Raw genomic sequence first — 19309 nt, 5'->3', positions numbered from 1 at the left:
GCTAATCATCCTTCTCCATGGTACACTTTAAGGGATACTGATGTTCCCGTGCCAGGGAATGAACGGTATCCACTTTTGTTTCCGCAACCTCATAGGTATATACACCGCATAGCCCGACACCTTTGCGGTGCACATTCAACATAATCCGCGCTGCTTCTTCAAATGTTTTGTTAAACACCCGCATTAAAACCTGAACAACAAAATCCATTGTGGTGAAGTCGTCATTTAGAAGCAGCACCCGGAACATGGGAGGGTCTGTCACCACATCTTGGGTTATGGATTCGGCTTCTTCATCTAAACCTGGATTATAACGACCCATAGGATTTCAGTCAAAATAAATTCTCATGCGATTCTCAAGAACTGGCGGTTTGAAACCAAGTGCTTCGATTCGCAATTATACAAACATATATTTAGGGCACGAATCATTAGATATGCTCACTCCATTCGGCCAGAGCTTATAGCCGAAGGCAACACATAGTCCTAAGCAAATAAATACGTTATCGTTTTATGAATCGAAAGAGTAAGCATTGCTGATAAACAATAATCATTGTATGTCGCGTTTTCAAAAAAAACTGGTTTGAATTTTCAGCATCGTTATCGACCGCAGCATTTTTTATGTTTTTTCCCGCTCCCGCAAGGGCATGGTGCATTTCTGCCGATCTTTTTATCGGATCGTTTCTGGGGTTGTTTCTTGGGAGCCTCTTCGCCGTGGGAAAGGACAAAATTTTGCTCCTTCGGTTTGCTGAAATCTTCAATCACCTCAGGTTCAGATATCTGAATCCGGAAAAGGACGGCCAGGGTTTCCTCCTTGACCCGAGATATCATTTCCTGAAACATTTCAAAACCTTCTTTTTTATATACAATCAGCGGGTTTTGCTGGGCATAGCCGCGCAAACCGATCCCTTCTTTAAGATGGTCCATGCTCAGGAGATGATCTTTCCAGAGGGTGTCGACCGTTTGCAGCATCACAATCCGTTCCAGCTGGCGAAAGTCTTTTTCACCAATGGCGGCTTCCTTCTGATTGTATAACGCCATAACCGAATCAAAGATCAACTGCGCCAGGCTCTCGTGATTGAGCGAATTCAGGGTGTCATCTTTAATGGCCATGCGAAAATTAAATTGTTTGAACACGGCATCGGTCATGGGTTTGAGGTCCCATTCATCCGGCGGGATGGTATCATTAACGACCGCAGCGGCGATATCATCCGCTTTTTCCCAAATCATTTCTTCGATGGACTCTTTAATGTCCTGTCCCTGTAAGGCTTCACGACGTTGCCGGTAGATGACTTCCCGCTGCTGGTTCATGACATCGTCATACTCAAGGAGCTGTTTGCGGATTTCAAAATTATGACTTTCAACCTTTGACTGTGCATTCTCAATCGCCCGGCTGATCATGTTGTGTTCAATCGGCTGTCCTTCCTCCATTCCCAGTTTTTCCATGATTGCGGATATGCGCTCCCCGCCGAAAATGCGAAGCAAATCGTCCTCCAGGGCCATGTAAAAGCGGGACGAACCCGGATCCCCCTGCCTGCCGGCGCGGCCTCTGAGCTGATTGTCGATCCGCCGGCTTTCGTGTCTCTCGGTGCCGAGAATATGCAATCCGCCCAATTCCGTCACCCCCTTACCCAACACAATATCGGTTCCACGGCCGGCCATGTTCGTTGAAATCGTAACCGACCCCTTTTGGCCTGCCATGGCAATAATCTCGGCTTCCTTTTCATGGTTTTTGGCATTCAGGACAGTATGCGGGATTCCTCTTTTGGCAAGTGCTTTGCTCAGCTGTTCGGAAACGTCGATTGAAATTGTTCCCACCAGTGCGGGTTGTCCTTTTTGGTGCAACGCCGCTATCTCGTCCATAACTGCGTCATATTTTTCCTTTTTGGTCTTGTAGATCACATCCGCATAATCGTCTCGAACCATCGGCTTATTGGTGGGAATAACCGCTACGTCCAAATTATATATTTTCTTGAATTCGGCTGCTTCCGTATCCGCTGTCCCGGTCATGCCTGCGAGCTTTTGATACATTCTAAAGTAATTTTGGAAGGTAATGGTCGCCAGGGTCTGGTTTTCATTTTCAATTTTAACACTTTCTTTTGCTTCAAGGGCCTGATGCAGCCCTTCGCTGTAGCGGCGCCCCGGCATCAGGCGGCCGGTGAACTCGTCGACGATGATCACCTCGCCATTTTTAACGATATAATCAACGTCCCGCTTAAAAAGTGCATGGGCTTTTAGGGCCTGATTAATATGGTGCAGCAGTTCGATATACTTGGGGTCATACAGGTTGTTAACGGATAGGACCTTTTCGGCCTTGGCCACCCCTTGTTCGGTCAAGACAGCGGTTCGCGCTTTTTCATCAATGGTGAAATCCGTGTCCCGAACCAGGCGCGGTATAATACCGTTAACCTGATAATAAAGCGTGGTAGACTTTTCAGCCGGTCCGGAAATGATCAATGGCGTCCGGGCTTCATCGATCAAAATACTGTCCACTTCGTCCACAATGGCATAGTGGAGTTCAGGTTGAACGAGGGAGTCACTGTAAAACTTCATGTTGTCCCGGAGATAATCAAAACCGAACTCGTTGTTGGTGCCGTATGTAATGTCGGCACCATAGGCCGCTTTGCGGGCCGGGTCGTCAAGTCCATGCACGATCGTACCGACGGAAAGCCCCAGAAACTTATAAATATGCCCCATCCATTCGGTATCTCGTTTTGCCAGATAGTCATTTACGGTAATAATATGGACACCCTTGCCGGTCAGCGCATTCAGATAAGCGGGAAGTGTCGCCGCCAGGGTTTTTCCCTCACCGGTTTTCATTTCAGCAATTTTTCCCTGATGCAAAACCAGTCCACCGATGAGTTGAACGTCAAAATGCCGCATTTTCAGGGTACGAACCGAAGCCTCACGGACCGCTGCAAAGGCTTCCGGCAGCAGTTCGTCAAGGTTCTCCCCCGCTGCATAGCGCGCCTTCAACAATTGGGTTTGGGACCCTAGTTCCGAATCGCTGAGCGCCTGCATTTTTGATTCCAGCGTGTTTATTATTTCAACAATCGGCGCTAGCTTTTTGAGTTCGCGCTCGTTCTTACTTCCAAAAACTTTAGTTAAGAAATTAAACATCATCGATGGCCTGTTCCTTGCATTATGGATGTCTTCCGGATGAATATAAAGTTATTATAACGAATTGTCTTTTAAAGCGAAAGCAAAAATTTGTTGCCGACGCTGACCTTCTGTTTTTTGGAGATTACGGGATGGCCTGAAACAATTGATAAAAAAAAGGAGGTGGAGGAAATTTCGGTTTCCGAACTGCTGCGTCGGTCCGGTTTCTGTGTCGAAAACGCTTCTCCCAACAGCAGGTAGCTGATTAAAGGAACCCTAATCAATGATATATTTTTCAGGGTTAACTGGCAATCCGTTCAGAAGCACCTCGTAATGAACATGCGACCCGGTGGTTCGACCGGAGTTGCCAACAAGAGCGATCTCATCACCGCGGGTAATTTTTTCACCGGGTTTTTTCAATGCTTTGTCTATATGTCCGTATTGCGTCGATATACCATGACCATGATCCAGCACGACAACTTTTCCGAGCATCCCCTTTAATCCGACAAATGTTACCACACCGTCGGCGGTTGCGATGATCGGTGATTTTTTAAGGGCAGCGATATCCAGGCCTTTATGAAATTCGCGCCTGCCGGTAAAAGGAGACGACCGGTATCCGAAACGGGATGTTACCCAGCCGTTAACCGGGCTGATGGCCGGTGTAGAGGCCAGGAGATTGCGCTGGTCGTCCAGAAATTTCAGCAGTGATTCAAACCCGTCCTTTTGACTGACAGATGCGACATTCAGCTGTTCGACCTGTTCGTGCATATCCCGCAGCAGTCTGTTGTGTTTGCTTTCAAGTTCAATGTTGGGATTTAAGTCTTCGGGGATTGAACCGCCAACACCAAACAAGCCATCCTGGCCGGAAGTTTTTTCAATGTTGGCGATAATGCGGATCTTTTTTTCAAAACGATTTAAATCGATTAATTTTGTTTTCAGGATATTGATTTCATTAGCAAAATTCTGGATCTGCTGACGCTGGTTGACGATTTCATCTTCCTGGATGTCAATTTTACTTTTCAGCCGCGAGGTGCTCGGCAGCAATTTTTTCAAGGTATAATAATCGTAGACAACATACCCGGAGGCAACCAGCGCAAACATCAGCACAAGGCTTAAAACCTTGAGCGCTCCTTTAGACATCGTGAGCCGTTTTATGGGAGAACCGGTCGTGCTTAAAATAAAAAATGATATTTTCTTATCCATAAAAAAACAGTTCCCGATTTTTTGGTCTGTTACCCCGTTTATGATAAGTGAAATATCTGTTAATGTTAACAGATATCGGTTTCCGTTTTATTGTCGACGGATAAAAAATTGTCATATAGCTATAGATATTATCATAAAGGCGGCAAGCCTGTCAATACGTCTTACTGTTTTTCAATATAAAACAGGGGAAGCGTCCTGCTTCCCCTGTATCTGGTATGGGGTCCCCGAATATCAGGCGATACCCAGTTTGAATTTTAAAGACTTTAATGTGTTTTTCATCAGCATGGTAATGGTCATGGGACCCACTCCGCCCGGCACCGGCGTAATGGAACCGGCGATTTCCTTGGCAGCTTCGAAATCAACGTCGCCTTTTAAGATGGCAATTTTTTTCCCGGTTTTTTCGCTGATTTTTTCACCGACCCGGTTTACCCCGACGTCGATTACACAGGAACCCGGTTTGATCCATTCCGGTTTTACAAGGTCCGGTACTCCGGCGGCAACAATCAAAATGTCCGCCCGCTTGCAGTGTGCGGCAAGATCTTTTGTGGCGGTATGCACCACCGTCACGGTGCTGTTGGCCCCCGGTCCTTTTTGAAACATCATGTTGGCGATGGGCTTGCCCACAATGTTTGAGCGTCCCACAACAACGACCTCCGCGCCACTTGTCTCGACTCCGGCACGGACAATCATCTCCTGTATGCCGGCCGGCGTACATGGCGGATATTTGACTTCAGAGCCGCCGATCATCAACCGGCCGACATTGACGGGGTGAAACCCATCCACGTCCTTGTCCGGATCAATGGCGTTGAGTACTTTTTTTTCATCAACATGCTTGGGCAGCGGCAGCTGGACCAGGATGCCGTTGATGGAATCGTCCTTATTATATTTGTCGATAAGGGCCAAAAGATTCTTCTCCGGCAATGTGTCCGGTTGATTGTCTTGAACTTCCTTAAATCCAAGACGCTCAGCGGTTTGAATCTTGAGCGTTACATACGAAATCGAAGCCGGGTTCTGACCCACCAGGATGGTAACCAGGCCCGGTACGACACCATGCTTTTTCTTGATCTGAGCCACTTCCTCGGTGATCTCTGCAAGAATCTGTTCACGTATTTCTGTTCCCTTGATTAGCTTTGCCGACATTTGAAATCTCCTTTCTTTTGGATGAATTTAGACCGATACAGCGATCTTTATTTTTCGATATATGCCTGCTTCCAAATACTTCTAATTTAACAAACTCCTGCTGTCAAGAATGGGACTCCTAAATGGGATAGGGGGTCTGGATCAGTCCGGTAGTTTCAGCAAGCCCCAGCATGATATTCATATTCTGAACGGCCTGCCCGGCTGCGCCTTTCACCAGATTGTCGATTGCCGAGATCAAGACCAAGCGATTATTTCTTTCATCGATGCGAAAACCGATATCACAATAATTGGTCCCGCGCACATGCAGGGTGTCCGGCAAACCGTTGTAAGGGCAAAGCCTTACAAAGGGTCGACCAAAATAAAATTTGGAAATACAGTTGCGGACATCTTCCGCACTGATTCCCGGCTTGAGTTCCGCATAGATGGTCGTCAGCATCCCGCGTGTCATGGGCACCAGATGCGGGACGAATGTCAACTGAACAGGGCTTCCGGATTCACGGCTAAGCACCGCTTCCATCTCCGGACAATGTCGATGTTCAGCGACTTTATACGCCTTGAAAGATTCATTCGCCTCGCAAAAATGCGTCGTTATGGACGGTGACCGACCGGCGCCGCTGACCCCTGACTTTGAATCTACGACAATGGATGACCCTGCCAGCAGACCAGCCTTTAATAAGGGCATCAGGGGCAAAATCACACTGGTTGGATAGCACCCGGGATTTCCCACCAGATCCGCCTTTTGGATTTGATCGTAGTACACTTCGCATAGTCCGTAAACGGCCTTGTCAAGCAATTGCCCGGCGCTATGGTGCTGATAAACCGATTCATATACGGAGACGTCCTTGAATCTGAAATCAGCCGATAAATCGATCACCTTCTTGCCCCGGTCCAACAGTCCGGGAACGATCGCCATGGGTATTTTGTGGGGAAGCGCGATAAATATAACATCTGATTTTTCACACAGCCTATCCGTGGACAATTCCTCACACACTAAATTCACAAAACCGGTCATTGACGGATAAGCACGGTCAAACGCCTTGCCGGCGAACTGACGCGATGTGACGATGGTAATCTCAGCCTCAGGATGCGCCGAAAGAATCCGCACAAGCTCCGCACCGGCATATCCGGTTGCGCCAACGACACCCACCCGATTCATAATCACTTCCTCCTGTTTATCGGTCTGTTGAAGCCTACGTAAAAGTCCCCTTTTGCTCATTTTCAGCCTCAGGTTCAAATGACCTATCAGAGCTGGTTTTGCTTTTCAAGCAGAATCGCTCTAAATATTTTCTTGGAAACAAGCCGCCTTAATGTTACAGAGACCCTTCAAAATGATGGCTATTTTTTAAAACGCCTGCACTTAACATAAGAATGTGAACAGATGAATTCAGAAAATAAGTCTTCCCACAAAAAACTGGTTGCCGACTGGCAGACCCTTATCAGAACCTTTATCCGCCCTGAAAGCGACAGTTCCAAACTTGCTTTGCTAAAATATATGGAGCAGATTCTTTTCGGGCTTCACGACTTTTTAAAAGAACATGTAGGCATCACCGAAGCAGTGGGGCTAAAGGAGCTTTCCGACAGGTTTAAAAACTCGCTGATAGCCGAAACGCCTGAAAAGAATCTTGAACATGTTATCAAGGACCTCATTGAAGATATTGCACCGCATGCCGTAAATGTCGCTTCTCCCTATTTCATCGGTCATATGACTTCCGCGATTCCTTTTTTTATGGTTCATCTGAAAACCATCGTTGCAGCCCTGAATCAAAATGTCGTAAAACTGGAAACATCAAAAGTCGTTTCCATCATTGAAAAACAGGTGATGGCCAAAATCCATCGCCTGATCTATCGTAAGCGTGAAAGCTTCTACGACGAACATGTACAGAATACCCGCACCGCTTTGGGCAGTTTTGCAGAAGATGGCACACTGGCAAACATAACGGCCTTGTGGGTCGCCAGAAACAACCTCTTTTCTCCCAAAGATGGGTTTGCCGGAGTTGAAAAAGACGGCATCCAGGCCGCCTATCATGCTTACGGCGTCGAGCGCTGCGTCATTCTGGTGTCCCAACTGGGGCATTATTCCCTGCAAAAAGCCGCTGGCGTCTTGGGTATCGGCAACCGCAACGTCATCGCAATCAAAGTGGATAAAGAAAATCGAATGGACATTGACCGCCTCGTAAAGACAATCAATGCCATTAAAACCAATGAAACCAAAACCAGAATTCTCGCAATCGTCGGGATTGCCGGCACCACTGAAACCGGGAACATTGATCCCCTGTCCAGACTGAGTCAGATTTGCTCGGAAAACCGGATTCATTTCCACGTAGATGCGGCCTGGGGCGGCCCCACACTGATGTCTCGGCAATACGGCCATCTCCTCAGCGGCATTGAAATGGCTGATTCCGTCACCATCGACGGTCACAAACAGTTTTACATGCCCATGAGTGCGGGAATGGTCATTTTTAAAGATCCGACCGCCTTGGATAGCATCGTCTACCATGCCAATTATGTCAATCGGCCCGGTTCCGTAGACCTGGGGATCAAATCGATTTCAGGTTCACGTGAAGCCAATTCGCTCATTTTGGATGCGGCCCTGAAAATAATGGGAAGCCAGGGATATGCCCTGCTGATTGAGCACGGCATTGAAACCGCTCGTGCCTTTGCCGATGAGATCCGGTCCCGGCCCGACTTTGAGCTGGTCACCGCACCGGTTTTAAATATCCTGACCTATCGCGTCTTTCCGTTTCCCATGAAATCGCAGTTCTCTCAGGAAAATCCGCTCAAGAAAAAAGAGATTATTGCCAAGTTAAATAAAATCAACCGGACGGTTCAACGCCTGCAGCGTGAAGCCGGAAAGAGTTTTGTTTCCCGGACCACGCTTAAATTCGACGGTTCGCACGAGGAAGAAATGGTGGTGCTCCGCTGTGTCATCATGAACCCGTTGACGACCCTTGCGACCCTGGGTGAAATTCTCGATGAACAGGAAGAAATATATCGAACGACCTTTCTGGATGGGATGCTATCCATGTAATGATCGGTCAAGGACCTTTAACGATGCTTCCATCATGATTTCTGCCAGGGTCGGATGCGCGTGGATCGTTGCGGCCAATTCATTCACAGTGGCCTTCATTTGCAGCGCCAGTGTCGCTTCGGCGATCAGTTCGGTTGCCCGGGGGCCTACTATATGAACCCCCAACAACCCGCCGCTGCCCCGTTCGGAAATTATTTTTACTTCCCCGACAATATCTCCCATCACCTGGGCTTTGCCGATAACCCGAAAGAGGATTCGGTCGGCCCGATAATCACACCCCTGCTCGCCGGCCTGGGCTTCCGTTAATCCGACATCGGCAACCTCCGGCATGGTGAAAATCGCTGATGGAACAACCCCGTAATTCATCCTGTGATTCTCCCCCATGGCATTTTCAGCAGCGATCAGTCCCTCCGCTGAAGCGACATGGGCCAGCATGACCTTTTCAGGACCGAGTACATCACCGATGGCATAGACGCCTGATGCACGGGTCTGCATCTTTTCATCTGCCAGGATCCATCCCTTGGCGTCCTTTTCAACGGGGAGAGTTTCAAGTCCGATCTCATTTGTAAGGGGACCTCTCCCGATGCATACCAAAATTTTTTTTGCTTCAATTTGAAGTTTTTCAGATTCGCCGGATTCTTTTGCTTCACCATAGGGAATGAGCTGCACACATAAATCATCCGGGTATTCTTCAATATTTTCGACCGTATACCCCAGCAGAAATTCGATTTTCTGTTTTTTCATCTCGCGCTGCAAAACCTTGGAACAGTCTGCATCCACCGAAGGCAGCGGCAAAAGTCGCGACATGGCTTCAACTACGGTTACCCGGGCGCCCAGTGCTGAAAAAATGCCGGCGAATTCACATCCGATCACACCGCCGCCGATAATCAGGATGGATTCCGGAACCTGATCCAGCTGGAGGGCTTCGTTGCTTGAAATAATACGATTTCCATCAAAAGGCAGGGCCGGAATCCCGATAGGGCGGGTTCCCGGGGCTAATATCAACTTATCCCATAAAATATCAACCGGTTGACCGTTTTTGGGTGCTACCTTCAGCTTCTGTGGTGCAGTTATAACCCCCTGTCCTTCGACATACCTGATGTGATGGTGTTTAAAAAGATTCCGGATTCCATTTGCCTGGCCCTGGATGACATTTTTCTTTCTTTCCATCAACGCCCGCATATTCGGCCTGACCGGACCCTGGATGTCGATTCCGAATTCTCCGGCCCGCCTGATATTATAGAACAGTTCAGCGGTGGTCTTCATGACCTTGGAGGGGATGCAGCCCCAGTTTAAACAGGTCCCGCCGACGCGCTCACGCTCCACTACGGTAACGTCGGCGCCCAACTGGGCTGCGCGGACAGCAGCGACATATCCCCCCGGACCGGCCCCGATAATTGCAATTTTGGTCTTCATTTCAGCTCCCCATGGAATTCAGCCTTGATCTTGATTAACAATACGATTATATATACATAATAATAAATTGAGAATTCATCAAATGATATCTCCTTATTCATATTAAAATCGAAAGGATCGTTATGAAAGAAATCAGCGAGTTAAACTTTCCCGATGACCTTCGCTACGCCCAGGACCATGAATGGGTCAAAGTCAAGGACCATACCGCAACCCTCGGGATCAGCGATTATGCCCAGGACCAGCTGGGGGATATTGTTTATGTTGAACTCCCGGCAGTTGGTAAAAAATTGCCGAAAGGCGCTGAATTCGGCGTTGTCGAATCCGTCAAAGCGGTTTCCGAACTGTATATGCCCATTGGCGGTGAGATTATTTCCGTCAATACCGCCATCGAAGACACCCCCGAGCAGGTCAACACGGCGCCTTACGGTGACGGCTGGATGATAGAGATTAAAATTGAAAACCCGTCCGAAATTGATTCACTGCTGACAAAGGACGCCTACTTAAACATGCTGAAAGGATAAACCGGATGCGTTATTTACCCCATACGCCGGAAGACATCGCTTCAATGCTTGCGGTCGCGGGGGTGGGCAGCCTGGAAGAACTTTTCGGGTCAATTCCCGCTGACTGTCGGCGCACCGCTGAACTTCAGCTACCCCAGCCCCTGACGGAGTGGGAACTGAGAGATCACTTAAAAGAGTTGTCCCGGCGCATGGCCGTCGATCCTGAATATACCCTGTTCCTGGGGGCCGGCAGTTACGACCACCATATCCCCGCCGCCATCCCCTATCTGCTGAGCCGCTCGGAGTTTGTAACTTCCTATACCCCGTACCAGCCTGAGATGTCCCAGGGGACGCTCCAGGCAATCTATGAATATCAGACCCTGACGGCGCGTCTGCTGGGAATCGAGGTGGCAAACGCTTCCTTGTATGACGGCGCCTCCGCACTGGCGGAAGGACTGTTGATGGCGATTCGCATCACACGTCGAAACCGTGTGGCCGTCTCAAAATCAATCCATCCTTTTTTTCGTCAGGTGGTCAGGACTTATTTCAAACCGACCGGGTATGAACTGTCGGAAATCCCTTATGACGCGACCGGACGGACGGATATTGCGGCGCTTGAACCCATGGAAGATCTTGCCGCAATTGCCGTACAGACCCCCAATTTTTTTGGATGCATCGAAGATCTGAAAATTTTTGCCGAGCGGGCCCGGGAGAAACAAGCCCTGTTGGTGGCAGCCTTTACCGAACCCCTTGCTTTCGGGCTTTATAAAAACCCCGGCAGCCAGGGGGCGGATATCGTTTGCGGTGAAGGCCAGAGTCTCGGGCTGCCGCGATCTTTCGGCGGCCCTGCTTTGGGGATGCTGGCGAGCCGAATGAAATACGTGCGCAGCATGCCCGGACGCCTGGTGGGTAAAGCCACTGATCAAAACGGAAAAGACGGATTCGTCTTGACCCTTTCCACCCGGGAGCAGCATATCCGCAGGGAAAAAGCGACGTCCAACATTTGTACCAACAACAGTCTGTGTGCCCTGAATGCCGCCATGTTCATGGCCACCCTGGGGGGGACCGGCATGCGTAAACTGGCCCGCTTAAATTATGACACCTCTGAGTATCTCAAGAAAGCGCTTTGCCGGACCGGATTTCAGACCGTTTTTGCAGGCCCCACTTTTAATGAATTTGTGGTCAAAGCACCGGAGGGTTTCTCGTCGACCTATGAACGGCTGTTGTCGCAAAAAATCGTCGCCGGTCTGGCGCTTGAACCCTTTTATCCAGAACTGCGCAACCATTTTCTCATGTGCGCAACCGAGACACGGACACGCCGGGAAATCGACCGACTGATAGAAGAGGTTTCAGCATGAACGAGCCCATGGGAACGACCGGACTGATCCTGAATGAACCCCTCCTTTGGGAAAAAGGTAAAAAAGGAAGAATCGGATACTCGTTACTGCGATCTGATATTGAAAAGAGCGCCATTGACAAAACACTCTTGGGAGAAGGACCGGATTTTCCCGACCTCAGCGAAATTGATGTGGTCCGCCATTATACCCGCCTGTCCCAATGGAATTTCGGGGTTGATACCGGCATGTATCCCCTGGGTTCATGCACCATGAAGTACAATCCCAAAGTCCATGAAAAGCTGGCGGGGTTGATCGGTTTTGCAAATGCCCATCCGCTGCTGCCGGCGCAACTGGTTCAAGGCGCCCTTCAACTCATGTCTGAACTCCAGGATTTCTTGGCGGAAATTACCGGCCTGGACGCCGTCTCTCTCCAGCCTGCGGCTGGCGCCCAGGGTGAGCTGGCCGGCATGCTGATGCTGGTTGCCTACCACAACAGCCAGGGTCGGCCCCGTTCGAAAATTCTGGTCCCGGATACCGCCCATGGCACCAATCCGGCCAGCGCGGCACTGTGCGGTTATAGGCCGATCCCCGTCAGCTCCAATGACCAGGGGATTCTTTCCCCCGGTCAGATATCGGAACTGATGGATGATGACACCGCCGGCATTATGATCACCAACCCGAACACCCTGGGTCTGTTTGAAGAAAACATCAAAGCCATTGCGCAAATTGTCCATGCCAAAGGCGGTCAAGTGTATTGTGACGGGGCCAATCTGAATGCTGTCATGGGTATGGTGCACATGGGCGACCTGGGCGTGGATGTGATGCATTTAAATCTGCACAAGACCTTCTCAACACCCCATGGCGGCGGCGGTCCCGGTTCCGGACCGGTTTGCGTGAAAAGCCATCTGGCGCCATTTCTGCCCATACCGCGAATTGTCAAAACAGCCGTCGGATACGACCTGTCGGATGATTTTCCGGACACCATTGGAAAACTGCATGCCTTTTGGGGCAATTTCGGCGTCATGCTTAAGGCTTACTGCTATATCCTGAGCATGGGCCCGGAATTTTTAAAAAAAGCCAGCCAGCTGGCGGTATTAAATGCCAATTACGTCAAAGAATCCTTAAGGGGCGTGTTTCATCTGGCCTATGACAAGCCCTGCATGCATGAATGTGTTTTCTCGGATAAGCTGCAGAAAAACCAGGGCATAACCACATTGGACATCGCCAAACGGTTGATGGATTATGGGTTTCATCCCCCCACGATCTATTTTCCGCTGGTTGTTAGCGGCGCCTTTATGATCGAACCCACCGAGACAGAGTCTCTTGAGAATATAAATGAATTTATCAACGCCTGCAAATCCATCGCATCAGAAGCAATCGACAACCCTGAAATCCTGAAACAGGCGCCGGTACGCTGCAAGTTAAAACGCCTGGACGAAGCAACCGCAGCGCGGCGGCCCTGTCTGAGCGACTAGAAAGGTCCCGGAATGAACACCGCGACATCCCCTCCCTGTCTTTCCAGCGGATCCCGGTCCAGATGCTATTGTGTCAGCTTGCCGCTGACGGATTATCAACAGGTTTGGCATTTACAGAAAGAACTGGTGGCGGCCCGAAAAGACAAAATTATCGATGCCGACACGGTTTTGATTCTGGAACATCCCGCTGTTTTCACATTCGGCCGCAGGGGCGGGATCGAAAATCTAACGGTCTCCCAAACGTTTCTTGAAGAAACCGGGATCGGGCTGATCCAGGTGGAACGAGGCGGCAGCATCACCTTTCACGGCCCCGGACAAGTCGTTGTCTACCTGATCATGGATATACAGGCGGCCGGCATCAGCGTAACGGGCTACGTAACCCGTCTGGAAGAAATTATGCTGCAGACGGCAGCGGACTGGGGTGTCGCCGCCCGTCGTCACCCCCTGAACCGCGGCATCTGGGTTGATCTAAAAAAAATGGGGAGTGTCGGTATTGCCGTCCGACATGGCATCACGTTTCATGGAATGGCCCTGAACGTCGATCTGTCCCTGGATCCATTCAGCTGGATCCATCCCTGCGGTCTAAAGGGGATACGGGTGACTTCCCTGGCAAAAGAATCCGGACAAGCCGTTTCCATCAGCAAGGTGCGAGCAGCCCTTAAACGACACATAGAAAGTGTCTTTGGCGTGCGGCTGGAAACCATCGACCTGCCGGTGCTGCAGGAGCGCTTATGCAAAGCCGCGGCAGCTTGAGGGCATCCTGATGAAAACACATCCCATTTTACCTAAACCTGCATGGTTGCGGCAGCGGTTGCCCGCCAACGCCGGATATGAAACAGTTCGGACGTTGATTAAAGACAGGCATCTTTATACGGTCTGCCAGGAAGCGCAATGCCCCAATCGGTGGGAATGCTATTCCAAACAAACCGCTACGTTTTTGATACTGGGGCCCGGCTGCACCCGCGACTGTCGATTTTGCGCTGTTAATGCCCGACCGCAGCCGCCGGATCCGTCCGAACCCACCAGAGTTGCTGAAACCATCGCGCAACTGAAACTGAAATATGCGGTGATTACATCGGTTACCCGGGATGACCTGGCGGATGGCGGCGCCGGTTATTTTGCACAAACCATTTCCGCCGTCCGCAACAAAACCCAGGGCATATTGATTGAAGTCTTAATCCCGGATTTCGGGGGTAACACGGCGGCGCTCCAAACGGTTATCGATGCACGACCGGACGTCATCAACCATAATATCGAAACGGTCTCCCGGCTCTATCCGGTTGTTCGGCCCCAGGCAAACTACCGCCGTTCGCTCCATCTGCTCCTGGCGGTAAAGACATACAGCAGTTGTATTCCCACCAAATCCGGCATGATGCTCGGCCTGGGAGAAACAGGGGATGAAATCCTGCAATCCCTGCAGGACCTGCGGGACAGTTCCTGCGACATCCTTACCCTCGGGCAGTACCTGCAGCCGACCCGGGCGCACCTGCCGGTTGAACGGTATATAACACCGGCTGAATTCAGCCGGTTAAAATCAGCAGCACTGCAGATGGGATTCAGCACCGTTGCCAGCGGTCCATTTGTCAGAAGTTCCTATCATGCCGGCGAGCTCTATGGTGATTGTCAAGTAAAATAATCGGGGAACTCGGTTTTTGCCCTGAAAACCAGATATCAATAAAGGAGGGATGTTTTGAAAAAATATATGATTCTTTTCACGGTGGGGAAAAACCGGCCCGGCATCGTCAACGATGTATCGACGCTTCTTTTTCAACACGGCGCCAATATTGAAGACAGCCGCATGGCCGCACTGGGGGGGTGCTTCTCTATTATGACCCTTTTTTCTGCTTTGCCCCGGGACCTTGAAACAATCAAGGAAGCGATTCCCGGTCTGCAGCAGGTGGGGCTGGAATCATTTCTGTATGAGGCCGACGATCCGGGCAGTAAACAGCCCAAGCCCTCGCTCCCGCTTTACGTGGAAGCCCGGGCGATCGATCATCCCGGAATTGTAAAGCGGGTCGTCCATATCCTGCATCAGCACAACGTCAATATTCAGTCGCTGAAAACAGACGTGAACCGGGCCCCCCTTATCCGGTGCGCCCCTTTTGGAACTTTCCCTGGAAGCCGACGTTCCGGCGGATGCATCCATCGCAGGGATTAAGAAAAATCTCAACGATCTTGCCGTGGAAATGAACCTTGATTTAAGTTTTATCAGGAACCCTGTCTGAAAGGAGTACTTTTCAAGATCCTCATTTTTGTTTAATATCCGCAACCATCTCTTTCATGATCGTGACAACATTTTTTCCCCTTTTACGGGCGATGCGGTGGGCTTCTGCTACGATTTGGGCCGCCTTGTTCTGAAGTATTTCAGCGGATGGAACCGGCTGGTTGCTGCGTTGATACTGCCACTCGAGAAAGCGTATCGCCAGGCGCTCTTCCTGTTGTCTGATGAATCCCATTTACAGTTTTTTTACCTTCAGCATCTTGGTTGTCCCTGCCGCCCAGATCGGGTATCCGGCCGTAATGATGATCAAATCACCTTTGGTCACATTGCCGGTATGAAGCGCTGACTGGGCCGCCTTCTCAATCATCTCGTCCGTGTCCTTGGGGTCCGGAACGAAACTGGGCAGGCATCCCCAGTAGAGCGCCAGTCGCCTGACCGTTGACTTATCCGGTGACAGGGCGATAATTTTGGTTTTGGGCCTGAATCGCGAAATCTGTTTTGCGGTAAATCCGGAGCGGGTGGTGGGTACAATCGCTTTGACCTCCAGATGGTCCGCCAGGACGCAGGACACGTAGGCAACGGAGTCCGGAATTTTTTTGGCCGGCATTATTTTCAGGTAGCGGTCGTGGGGATAAATTTTTTCAGCGTTTTCAGCGATGCGCGCCATGTATCGAACCGCTTCCACCGGAAAATCACCGCTGGCCGTTTCTTCGGATAGCATGACTGCATCAGCCCCGTCCAGAACACCGTTGGCCACATCGGTAGCTTCCGCCCGTGTCGGTCTCGGAGAATGAACCATGGACCGCAGCATCTGGGTGGCGATGATTACCGGCTTACCTGCCTTGTTGGCCTTTTTAACCAGTATCTTCTGAATCCCCGGTATGTTTTCAATATCAATTTCCACCCCCAGATCCCCCCGGGCAACCATGATGCCGTCTGAAACCCCAATGATTTCATCAATATTATTAATGGCTTCATGTTTTTCAATTTTTGCGATGACGGGGGTGTCCTTCCCGGCTGCTGCAATGATATCTTTGACCCGTTGAATGTCCGCTGCATTTCGGACAAATGAAAGCCCCACATAATCCACCCCATGGGCAAGCCCGAAATCAAGGTCCGTCTTATCCTTTTCGGTCAGAGCTTGCGCCTTTAGGGTTCTCATGGGAAGGTTAATCCCTTTGTGTGATGTCAAGAGGCCCCCGATAATGACGTCACAGTAGATGTTGGTCGGGTCGGTTTGTTTCACTACCATTTCCATCATCCCGTCGGCCAGCAGGATCCGATCATTGGGTTGGACCTCAGCAGGCAGGTCGGCGTAAGAAACCGACGCCCGGGTTTCATCCCCCTCAACCGGTTCACTGGTTAAAATATACGTCTGACCTGTTTTAAGTTCCACACCGGGCTCGCGAACGCTGCCCACCCTGATTTTGGGTCCGCAAAGATCCTGCAGGATGGCGACCGGCTTTCCGACTTCTTCTGATACTTCACGGACAATACGTATCATTTCAAGATGTTCACTGTGGGTGCCATGTGAAAAGTTTTGTCGGGCGACGTTCATACCGCCCAAAATCATCTGCTTGATGATTTCCCGCGATCCGCTCGCCGGCCCGATGGTGCAAACAATTTTTGTTTTCGGCATAATTCCTCTCATATAAAAAACAGTTGTTACCGAATATCAGACCTGGATTTAAACATCAATTAAATCTTTTGACACCTCTCGCAAACATGGGTGCTCCGCTGACCGACAATGATCCGTTTGATTACCATTCGGCACCGCGGGCAGGCCAGTCCGTTACGGCGAAAAACCTTCAACTGCTCACGGTTGCGCCCCGTATGGCCGGTAATGGAAAAAAAATTGGTTTGACCGCTTCCCAGTGTGGTCCCCAGGTTTTTGAGCCCCCTGCGCAATACTTTCCGGATGGTATGATAAAGGGATTTGGCCTCACGGGCGTCCAGTTCAGCAGCTATTTTTTGGGGATGAATACCTGCGTCCCACAGCGCTTCATCCACATAAATATTCCCCAGCCCGGCAATAAATGACTGGTCCAGCAGCAACGGTTTAATCATGCGGCCTCGGTTTCTCAGCATATCAACGAATCCAGCCGCACGAAAAGACGGATCCAGCGGCTCCGGTCCCAGGCGCCCCAATATCGGATTTGCATCCTTTACCAGGTAAAAGCGGCCGAATTTTCGGGTATCGTGAAACCGCATCTGTCTGTCCTTAAAATTCAGGATGACATGTTCATGCTTTAGACGGGGCAACCCGGTTGTTTTGATCAACAGCCGGCCGGACATGCGCAGGTGTATGAGCAGGTGTCCGCCATTGCGAAAATCGAAAACGATGAATTTTCCCCGCCGCCGAATCGCGGCAATCGTCAGCCCTTTTATCCTTTTCTGAAAGGCTGCGGCGGAGAGTCCGTAAATGGTTTTGGGCCAGAAAATATCTGCGCGGGTGATAACCGCGCCCTCGAATCCGGCCGCTTTTAAATCGGCAACAACCGTTTGAACTTCAGGCAGCTCCGGCATACAAAATCCTTACTGATATTTATTAAAATCAACGCTCCGGTATCTTAAGTCCCACTGCAAACACCGCACCCAGCACGCAGCAGATAATCATCAGCCAATAGACATCCTGCCAGCCGCCGAAAAACCCCACGGCTGCCGCCATCACCGGCGGTCCTGCCAAACTGCCGCAGTTTATTCCCTGCACAACAACGCCGTTTGCCGTTGATAGTTGGGCCGGTGATTTTGCCTGGGCCGGCACCCCGGCCAGGACGGCTGCCGGAAGCAGGCCGCCGCCCAAGCTGAACAGAAAAGCCAGTGCAACCCGCCCTGTATCGGTGACATAACCGCCGAAGATGCCCGCAGCAGAAGTTGCCATCACACCGAAAGCGATTGCAATCAGTATCCACTCTTTCACGCCATGGCGCATGAGCCGGGCGGCGAAAAAGTTGCCGAACACATTTACAAATACCACAAGAGCCGAAGTGTAGGCCGCGGCCGCAGCCGACCATCCCAGGATTTCCGTCAAAATCGTCGGCAGCCAAGTCATCAGCGCAAAAAACAGCAACGCATAAATTGAAAAACAGACCGTCAGTAACCAGATGCCGCGGCTGGACAGAACCGATTTCAGGCAAAAGTCGGTCTCTTTTCCGCCGCGTTGCAGATTGTCCGGCCAGCGATGCCAGCGCATCGACCCCAGCAACGCCGCCAGATATAAAAGTAAGAGCATCACGTTCAGCAGCCACACCCCGCGCCAGTTCATGTGTTCCAGCAAAACCGGCGTAAGGGCCATTGCAAGGGCCATCCCCAGGGGCATGTAAATACCCCAAATACCCAGCGCCAGGCGGCGGTCCGCCGCCCTTGAAACCGCAACAACAAGGGCCGGCGCAGCCACTATCAAGCCGACAAACCCAATGCCTTCGATGAACCGGCTTGCAAACAGAAGGCCGGCGGTTGGTGCGAGTCCGCCCATTAAACTGCCCAATCCAAGCAAACCGACACACACGGCCAATACCAGTCGCGGGCCAATCCGGTCAGCCACCCGGCCGTCCTTGATTCCCAGAACAGCGCCGCAGCCGTTAAAAAGTGAGGCTACCCAACCCGCTGCAACCTGGCTGAGCCCCAGTTCCTGTCGCATCACGGACAGGACCGGCGGCACCTTGCCGACCTGGATGGCTGCTACAACACCGGCCGCAACGACAATGCCGATGATGCCCCAACGGGTATCGTTTGCGCTATCGGAGGGATCCGGATTCACGGCTCAGTTTATCCTTTTCAGTCGCAGTTGCCACGGCTGGATTGTGGCGCTTCCCCCTCCCGATAAAGTCACATACCTCCGGCAAAGCCGGAGGCTTGAATATGTGAACCGCTCAAAGCGGATTGATTATTGACCA

General features: G+C 50.7%; 17 protein-coding genes. 7 read left to right on the top strand and 10 right to left on the bottom strand.

What is annotated here, in order from left to right; translation table 11 throughout:
* Nucleotide 1: 1 nt before the first annotated feature.
* The 5 genes from clpS to argC all read right to left on the bottom strand — a co-directional run bounded on the left by clpS (nucleotide 2) and on the right by argC (nucleotide 6592).
* A complete protein-coding gene (gene clpS, locus P1P89_13995; protein ID MDF1592623.1) occupies nucleotides 2-319 on the bottom strand; it encodes an ATP-dependent Clp protease adapter ClpS in 318 nt (105 codons plus the stop codon).
* Nucleotides 320-594: 275 nt separating this feature from the next.
* A complete protein-coding gene (secA, locus tag P1P89_13990) occupies nucleotides 595-3117 on the bottom strand; it encodes a preprotein translocase subunit SecA (protein MDF1592622.1) in 2523 nt (840 codons plus the stop codon).
* A 252-nt stretch (nucleotides 3118-3369) separates the two neighbouring features.
* Complete coding sequence (locus P1P89_13985) at nucleotides 3370-4296, bottom strand: M23 family metallopeptidase (protein MDF1592621.1); 927 nt, start codon at nucleotides 4294-4296, stop codon at nucleotides 3370-3372.
* A 231-nt stretch (nucleotides 4297-4527) separates the two neighbouring features.
* On the bottom strand, nucleotides 4528-5436 hold the full coding sequence (gene folD / locus P1P89_13980; protein MDF1592620.1) for a bifunctional methylenetetrahydrofolate dehydrogenase/methenyltetrahydrofolate cyclohydrolase FolD: 909 nt from the start codon (nucleotides 5434-5436) through the stop codon (nucleotides 4528-4530).
* 118 nt (nucleotides 5437-5554) lie between these two features.
* A complete protein-coding gene (gene argC / locus P1P89_13975) occupies nucleotides 5555-6592 on the bottom strand; it encodes an N-acetyl-gamma-glutamyl-phosphate reductase (GenBank protein MDF1592619.1) in 1038 nt (345 codons plus the stop codon).
* A 222-nt stretch (nucleotides 6593-6814) separates the two neighbouring features.
* Here argC and panP point away from each other — a divergent pair, with 222 nt between their 5' ends.
* Complete coding sequence (gene panP / locus P1P89_13970; GenBank protein MDF1592618.1) at nucleotides 6815-8464, top strand: putative pyridoxal-dependent aspartate 1-decarboxylase; 1650 nt, start codon at nucleotides 6815-6817, stop codon at nucleotides 8462-8464.
* Here panP and lpdA read toward each other — a convergent pair.
* A complete protein-coding gene (lpdA, locus tag P1P89_13965; GenBank protein MDF1592617.1) occupies nucleotides 8453-9880 on the bottom strand; it encodes a dihydrolipoyl dehydrogenase in 1428 nt (475 codons plus the stop codon). The genes panP and lpdA overlap by 12 nt on opposite strands.
* Nucleotides 9881-10002: 122 nt before the next feature.
* Here lpdA and gcvH point away from each other — a divergent pair, with 122 nt between their 5' ends.
* The 6 genes from gcvH to P1P89_13935 are packed head-to-tail and all read left to right on the top strand — an operon-like array spanning nucleotide 10003 to nucleotide 15350.
* Nucleotides 10003-10401, top strand: coding sequence for a glycine cleavage system protein GcvH (gcvH, locus tag P1P89_13960; GenBank protein MDF1592616.1), 399 nt, complete (start codon nucleotides 10003-10005; stop codon nucleotides 10399-10401).
* Between the two features lie 5 nt (nucleotides 10402-10406).
* Complete coding sequence (gene gcvPA / locus P1P89_13955; protein MDF1592615.1) at nucleotides 10407-11738, top strand: aminomethyl-transferring glycine dehydrogenase subunit GcvPA; 1332 nt, start codon at nucleotides 10407-10409, stop codon at nucleotides 11736-11738.
* The gene (gene gcvPB / locus P1P89_13950) at nucleotides 11735-13192 is read left to right on the top strand and encodes an aminomethyl-transferring glycine dehydrogenase subunit GcvPB (protein ID MDF1592614.1); all 1458 of its coding nucleotides are present in this window, start codon (nucleotides 11735-11737) and stop codon (nucleotides 13190-13192) included. Before gcvPA ends, gcvPB begins: the two co-directional genes overlap by 4 nt.
* A gap of 12 nt (nucleotides 13193-13204) precedes the next feature.
* A complete protein-coding gene (gene lipB, locus P1P89_13945; GenBank protein MDF1592613.1) occupies nucleotides 13205-13945 on the top strand; it encodes a lipoyl(octanoyl) transferase LipB in 741 nt (246 codons plus the stop codon).
* A gap of 10 nt (nucleotides 13946-13955) precedes the next feature.
* Complete coding sequence (gene lipA, locus P1P89_13940) at nucleotides 13956-14828, top strand: lipoyl synthase (protein ID MDF1592612.1); 873 nt, start codon at nucleotides 13956-13958, stop codon at nucleotides 14826-14828.
* Between the two features lie 54 nt (nucleotides 14829-14882).
* Nucleotides 14883-15350: a hypothetical protein gene (locus P1P89_13935; GenBank protein MDF1592611.1), complete on the top strand. Its 468-nt coding sequence runs from the start codon at nucleotides 14883-14885 to the stop codon at nucleotides 15348-15350.
* 88 nt (nucleotides 15351-15438) lie between these two features.
* On the opposite strand, the gene P1P89_13930 is transcribed toward P1P89_13935, so the two are convergent.
* From P1P89_13930 to P1P89_13915, 4 genes are read right to left on the bottom strand one after another with little or no spacing between them, the layout of a single operon-like run.
* Nucleotides 15439-15648, bottom strand: coding sequence for a hypothetical protein (locus P1P89_13930; protein ID MDF1592610.1), 210 nt, complete (start codon nucleotides 15646-15648; stop codon nucleotides 15439-15441).
* Nucleotides 15649-17052: a pyruvate kinase gene (pyk, locus tag P1P89_13925; GenBank protein MDF1592609.1), complete on the bottom strand. Its 1404-nt coding sequence runs from the start codon at nucleotides 17050-17052 to the stop codon at nucleotides 15649-15651.
* Between the two features lie 59 nt (nucleotides 17053-17111).
* Nucleotides 17112-17939: a bifunctional DNA-formamidopyrimidine glycosylase/DNA-(apurinic or apyrimidinic site) lyase gene (mutM, locus tag P1P89_13920; protein ID MDF1592608.1), complete on the bottom strand. Its 828-nt coding sequence runs from the start codon at nucleotides 17937-17939 to the stop codon at nucleotides 17112-17114.
* A gap of 28 nt (nucleotides 17940-17967) precedes the next feature.
* Entirely contained in the window at nucleotides 17968-19173 is a 1206-nt protein-coding gene (locus P1P89_13915; protein MDF1592607.1) for an MFS transporter, read from the bottom strand.
* Between the last annotated feature and the right edge of the window lie 136 nt (nucleotides 19174-19309).

This window comes from Desulfobacterales bacterium (assembly GCA_029211065.1).
In the GTDB taxonomy this organism is placed as follows: Bacteria; Desulfobacterota; Desulfobacteria; order Desulfobacterales; family JARGFK01; genus JARGFK01.
Note: the sequence above shows the minus strand (reverse complement) of the source record. Positions and strands in the feature narration are given on the sequence as shown.

Excerpts from the sequence above, each read along its gene's own strand:
- clpS (MDF1592623.1), bottom strand. The coding sequence starts at position 319 with ATGGGTCGTTATAATCCAGGTTTAGATGAAGAAGCCGAATCCATAACC.
- secA (MDF1592622.1), bottom strand. The coding sequence starts at position 3,117 with ATGATGTTTAATTTCTTAACTAAAGTTTTTGGAAGTAAGAACGAGCGC.
- P1P89_13985 (MDF1592621.1), bottom strand. The coding sequence starts at position 4,296 with ATGGATAAGAAAATATCATTTTTTATTTTAAGCACGACCGGTTCTCCC.
- folD (MDF1592620.1), bottom strand. The coding sequence starts at position 5,436 with ATGTCGGCAAAGCTAATCAAGGGAACAGAAATACGTGAACAGATTCTT.
- argC (MDF1592619.1), bottom strand. The coding sequence starts at position 6,592 with ATGAATCGGGTGGGTGTCGTTGGCGCAACCGGATATGCCGGTGCGGAG.
- panP (MDF1592618.1), top strand. The coding sequence starts at position 6,815 with ATGAATTCAGAAAATAAGTCTTCCCACAAAAAACTGGTTGCCGACTGG.
- lpdA (MDF1592617.1), bottom strand. The coding sequence starts at position 9,880 with ATGAAGACCAAAATTGCAATTATCGGGGCCGGTCCGGGGGGATATGTC.
- gcvH (MDF1592616.1), top strand. The coding sequence starts at position 10,003 with ATGAAAGAAATCAGCGAGTTAAACTTTCCCGATGACCTTCGCTACGCC.
- gcvPA (MDF1592615.1), top strand. The coding sequence starts at position 10,407 with ATGCGTTATTTACCCCATACGCCGGAAGACATCGCTTCAATGCTTGCG.
- gcvPB (MDF1592614.1), top strand. The coding sequence starts at position 11,735 with ATGAACGAGCCCATGGGAACGACCGGACTGATCCTGAATGAACCCCTC.
- lipB (MDF1592613.1), top strand. The coding sequence starts at position 13,205 with ATGAACACCGCGACATCCCCTCCCTGTCTTTCCAGCGGATCCCGGTCC.
- lipA (MDF1592612.1), top strand. The coding sequence starts at position 13,956 with ATGAAAACACATCCCATTTTACCTAAACCTGCATGGTTGCGGCAGCGG.
- P1P89_13930 (MDF1592610.1), bottom strand. The coding sequence starts at position 15,648 with ATGGGATTCATCAGACAACAGGAAGAGCGCCTGGCGATACGCTTTCTC.
- pyk (MDF1592609.1), bottom strand. The coding sequence starts at position 17,052 with ATGCCGAAAACAAAAATTGTTTGCACCATCGGGCCGGCGAGCGGATCG.
- mutM (MDF1592608.1), bottom strand. The coding sequence starts at position 17,939 with ATGCCGGAGCTGCCTGAAGTTCAAACGGTTGTTGCCGATTTAAAAGCG.